Origin of the sequence: Mesorhizobium sp. M7A.F.Ca.US.002.01.1.1 (genome assembly GCF_004022955.1) — a bacterium.
Lineage (GTDB): Bacteria > Pseudomonadota > Alphaproteobacteria > Rhizobiales > Rhizobiaceae > Mesorhizobium > Mesorhizobium ciceri.
In genome coordinates this window covers 1-3,743 of the sequence record NZ_RZQE01000532.1, presented here as the reverse complement: position 1 = coordinate 3,743, position 3,743 = coordinate 1, and the positions used below count along the sequence as shown (strand labels likewise).

The window sequence follows — 3,743 nt, the reverse complement described above, 5'->3', positions numbered from 1 at the left end:
TTTCGGTCCTGTTCACCTTCACCGATTTCCAGCTGATCTATGTGCTGACTCGCGGCGGGCCGGTGAATGCCACCCATCTGATGGCGACGCTCTCGTTCCAGCGCGGCATTTCCGGCGGCCAGCTTGGCGAGGGAGCCGCGATCGCGGTGGCGATGATCCCGTTCCTGCTTGCGGCGATCCTTTTCAGCTATTTCGGCTTGCAACGTCGTAAATGGCAGCAGGGCGGTGGAGACTGACATGGCCGCGATCGAAACGAGCAACCGTCCGAACACGGATGAAGGCGGCATGGGCTATCTTCAGAGCCTGCCCCGGCGCGTGGTGACCGTTTATCTGCCGCTCCTGATCTTCGTCATCGTGCTGCTGTTCCCGTTCTACTGGATGACGATCACGGCGGTGAAACCCAATCTCGAGATGACGGATTATGCCAATTTCAACCCGTTCTGGGTCGTCCATCCGACGCTCGAGCATATTCGGTATCTGCTCTTCGAGACGTCCTATCCGGGTTGGCTCCTCAACACGATCATCATCTCGACCGCCTCAACTTTCCTGTCGCTGCTGGCGGCGGTGTTCGCTGCCTATGCGATCGAGCGCTTGCGGTTTTCCGGGGCGCGGCAGGTCGGCTTGGCGATCTTCCTGGCCTATCTCGTGCCGCCCTCGATTCTGTTCATTCCACTGTCGGTAATGGTGTTCAACCTCGGCCTTTACGATACGCCGTTCGCACTGATCCTCACCTATCCGACGTTCCTCATTCCATTCTGCACGTGGCTCTTGATGGGCTACTTCCGCTCGATACCCTTCGAACTGGAAGAATGCGCGCTGATCGACGGAGCGAGCCGCTGGCAAATCCTGACCAAGATAGTTCTGCCGCTGTCGGTGCCCGGCCTGATCTCCGCCGGCATCTTCGCCTTCACCCTGTCATGGAACGAATTCATCTACGCCTTGACCTTTATCCAGTCGTCCGAAAACAAAACCGTGCCGGTCGGCGTGCTTACCGAGCTGGTACGTTCGGACGTCTATGAATGGGGAGCCCTGATGGCAGGCGCGCTGATCGGCTCCCTGCCGGTGGTGGTGCTCTATTCATTCTTTGTCGAGCACTACGTCTCCTCGATGACGGGGGCGGTCAAGGAGTGAGGCTGAGGCGGAAATCCGCCCCTCGGCCGGCAGCTTCGATCCGATCCCCCGCACTCCGCTCCCTCTCCTTCCCGCAAGCCTGCCACAAGCTTGTTGAGGCATGGTCTGGTCAGGGAAAACCGGTAAAAGGCGGACTTTCTTGGCGATTTCTCCACCCAGCGACATCGTTATGGATGTGGCCCGAGCCGTCGACCCGGCGGATATCGAGACCGCCCGCGCCGCGCTGGCAAAGCGGGCCGGCGGCGCTACGGGCACATTTTCACTCGACACAGCCGCTTCCGTCGATGCCGGCGCGATCCTGTCGCGCGCCACAGCCGACAAGGCCGCCGCCGCAACCGACCCGGCCAAGAAATTCAAGAAGTTCGAGGCGATGGTGCTGCAGACCTTCATCCAGAACATGCTGCCCAAGGACACCGAGGGCGTCTACGGCAAGGGCCTGGCCGGCGACATGTGGAAATCGCAGCTTGCAGAGCGGGTGGCCGACGTAATGGCCGAACGCGGCGGCATCGGCATCGCCAAATCGATGCTCGCCGACCACTATCTCGAAGGCAAGCGCGTCGTGCCCGTCGGTCCGGTTTCGGGCGGGCCGGAAAAGACCGAGGTCGACCAGCAAAACAGCCTGTCGACCTCGCTGGTCCATCAATTGCAGCGCAAGGCTGCGGGATCGATGACCGGTGACGAGACGACCATAAAAACAAATATCAAGATCTAAACTGGGAAACGCCATGGCCGACTTTTCGGAATCCACCCCCAACCTGCCAGCACGCACGACCACATCGGAAGCGCCGATCCCGTTCGCGCGGCCCGGCAATCTCGCCGCCATCATCGGCCGCATCGAGGAAGTGGTCGAGGAAGAGACGGCAGGCATCCGCAACGCCACCAACTATGATCTCAAGGCATCGAACGCCCGCAAGAGCCGCTACCTCTACGAGTTGACCCGCGCCATGAAGGGCGGCAGCGAAGCCGAATTCCTCGAGCAGCACCGCGAGGGCCTGACCCGGCTGCGCCAGAAGCTGGCGAAGAACGAAGCGGCGATCCTGGCGCATCTCAGCGCGGTCAACGAAGTCGCCAGCCTGCTGCGGCACGCCATCCAGCGCGCCGAGACCGACGGCACCTATTCCGCCGGCGAGTTCGGCTGGATAAAGGCGTGATGGCGAACACAGGCGACACATCGGAGATCCTGCCTCGGCAACGGCGCCGTGCCGCGTTGCCATTGCAAGGGACTGACCAAGGGACTGACAAGGCCCGATGATCAAGGTCATCGCCATCGCCGTCTGGATCTGCGCCGCAACGCTGGGCGCCGTATTCTATTCTTTCCAGGCGGCCGGCGAGCGCGGTGTCGGCGAAACGCCGAAGCCGATGCTGGGCGGCCTCGACTACGTCAAGACCGACATCATTTCGGTGCCGCTGATCCGCGATTCCGAGATCGGCGGCTATTTCCTGACCAAGCTTGTCTACACGGTCGAACCCGAGCAGATCAAGAAACTGTCCATTCCCGCCGAAGCGCTGATCACCGACCAGGTTTATTCCTACCTCTATTCCAATCCGCAGATCGACTTCACCAACAAGGCGACGATCGATCTCGATGCCTTCCGCGCCGCGATCCGCGATACCGTCAACACGCGTGTCGGGGCGCCTTTGGTGCATGAGGTTCTGATCGACCAGGTCAATTTCCTGTCGAAGGACGAAATCCGCGACAACTGGCTGCGCCGCAAGAAAAGCGAGACGGCGAGCGAAATGACCAAGGCGTTCAAGGAACACTGAGTTGCCGGGCTCGCATTCCCGGCCTCCTCCAGGCTCGCCTGCCGCAACGGCAGGAACCAACCGCCTGAATTCGCGTTGACGTAAACGTCAACCCAAAGCTATATGCGGCAGCGACCGTGATCGCGAAACCGCGGCACGGGCTTCGGCTGGATCGAAGCGCCGTTGCGAGACAGATGCAACCAGACAAGGAGAACAGCGTGAGCGTTCAGGAGATTGCCGAGAAGATCAAGTCGCGCGTGGCCAGCAGCGGGTTCGATCGTTCCGTGAAATTCGACACCGGCAGCGACGGCGTCATCGTCATCGACGGCGCAACCGTCTCGAACACCGATGCACCCACCGACTGCACCATCAAGCTCTCGCTCGACGATCTCGATTCGCTGATCGCTGGCGACCTGAACCCGACAATGGCGTTCATGACCGGCAAGATAAAGGTCGAAGGCGACATGACCGTTGCCATGGCGCTCAGCCAGCTGATCGGCTGAAGGCATGCAGGCGCCCAAGGTGGCGCCCACCAATCGCGAAAAAACGCCGCCTTTTCGGGCGGCGTTTTTGCGTGAAATGCTGGCGGCTTCGTATCTCAGGCCGCCGATATCAATTCCTGCGCCTTCAGCTTGCGGCCGGCCGCCCTCAGCGTGCCGTGCACGCCGTCAAGCGCGCCTTCCACCAGTTCCAGCGCCAGCAGGCGGTGCCGCTCATAGGGTCCCGGCATGGCAAGCGAACCGGTCTTCTCGGCCGAGAAGCCGAAGCGCGCGTAATAGGGCGCATCGCCGACCAGAAGGATCGCGGCATGGCCAAGACGTGCCGCCTCGGCGATGGCATGGCGCATCAGGGCCGAGCCGATGCCGGCG

Annotated in this window: 6 protein-coding genes and 1 pseudogene; 6 read left to right on the top strand and 1 reads right to left on the bottom strand. The window is 61.6% G+C overall.

The window, feature by feature from the left end; translation table 11 throughout:
* From EN932_RS31310 to EN932_RS31285, 6 genes and pseudogenes are all read left to right on the top strand, one after another.
* Positions 1-236 (top strand): annotated as a pseudogene (locus EN932_RS31310) (sugar ABC transporter permease); the annotation flags it as partial.
* A 1-nt stretch (position 237) separates the two neighbouring features.
* On the top strand, positions 238-1,131 hold the full coding sequence (locus EN932_RS31305; protein ID WP_024502709.1) for a carbohydrate ABC transporter permease: 894 nt from the start codon (positions 238-240) through the stop codon (positions 1,129-1,131).
* Between the two features lie 100 nt (positions 1,132-1,231).
* The gene (locus EN932_RS31300) at positions 1,232-1,843 is read left to right on the top strand and encodes a rod-binding protein (RefSeq protein ID WP_164753790.1); all 612 of its coding nucleotides are present in this window, start codon (positions 1,232-1,234) and stop codon (positions 1,841-1,843) included.
* Between the two features lie 13 nt (positions 1,844-1,856).
* A complete protein-coding gene (locus EN932_RS31295; RefSeq protein WP_013529758.1) occupies positions 1,857-2,282 on the top strand; it encodes a hypothetical protein in 426 nt (141 codons plus the stop codon).
* A gap of 97 nt (positions 2,283-2,379) precedes the next feature.
* Positions 2,380-2,895 carry a hypothetical protein gene (locus EN932_RS31290; protein ID WP_013529757.1) on the top strand — a complete coding sequence of 172 codons (516 nt, stop codon included), beginning with the start codon at positions 2,380-2,382 and terminating at the stop codon, positions 2,893-2,895.
* 197 nt (positions 2,896-3,092) lie between these two features.
* A complete protein-coding gene (locus tag EN932_RS31285) occupies positions 3,093-3,377 on the top strand; it encodes an SCP2 sterol-binding domain-containing protein (RefSeq protein WP_013529756.1) in 285 nt (94 codons plus the stop codon).
* A 95-nt stretch (positions 3,378-3,472) separates the two neighbouring features.
* Here EN932_RS31285 and EN932_RS31280 read toward each other — a convergent pair.
* The coding region (locus EN932_RS31280) for an N-acetyltransferase (protein ID WP_164890716.1) at positions 3,473-3,743 on the bottom strand (271 nt) is incomplete at its 5' end.

Coding starts and splice junctions, on each gene's coding strand:
- EN932_RS31305 (WP_024502709.1), top strand. CDS start 238: ATGGCCGCGATCGAAACGAGCAACCGTCCGAACACGGATGAAGGCGGC.
- EN932_RS31300 (WP_164753790.1), top strand. CDS start 1,232: ATGGTCTGGTCAGGGAAAACCGGTAAAAGGCGGACTTTCTTGGCGATT.
- EN932_RS31295 (WP_013529758.1), top strand. CDS start 1,857: ATGGCCGACTTTTCGGAATCCACCCCCAACCTGCCAGCACGCACGACC.
- EN932_RS31290 (WP_013529757.1), top strand. CDS start 2,380: ATGATCAAGGTCATCGCCATCGCCGTCTGGATCTGCGCCGCAACGCTG.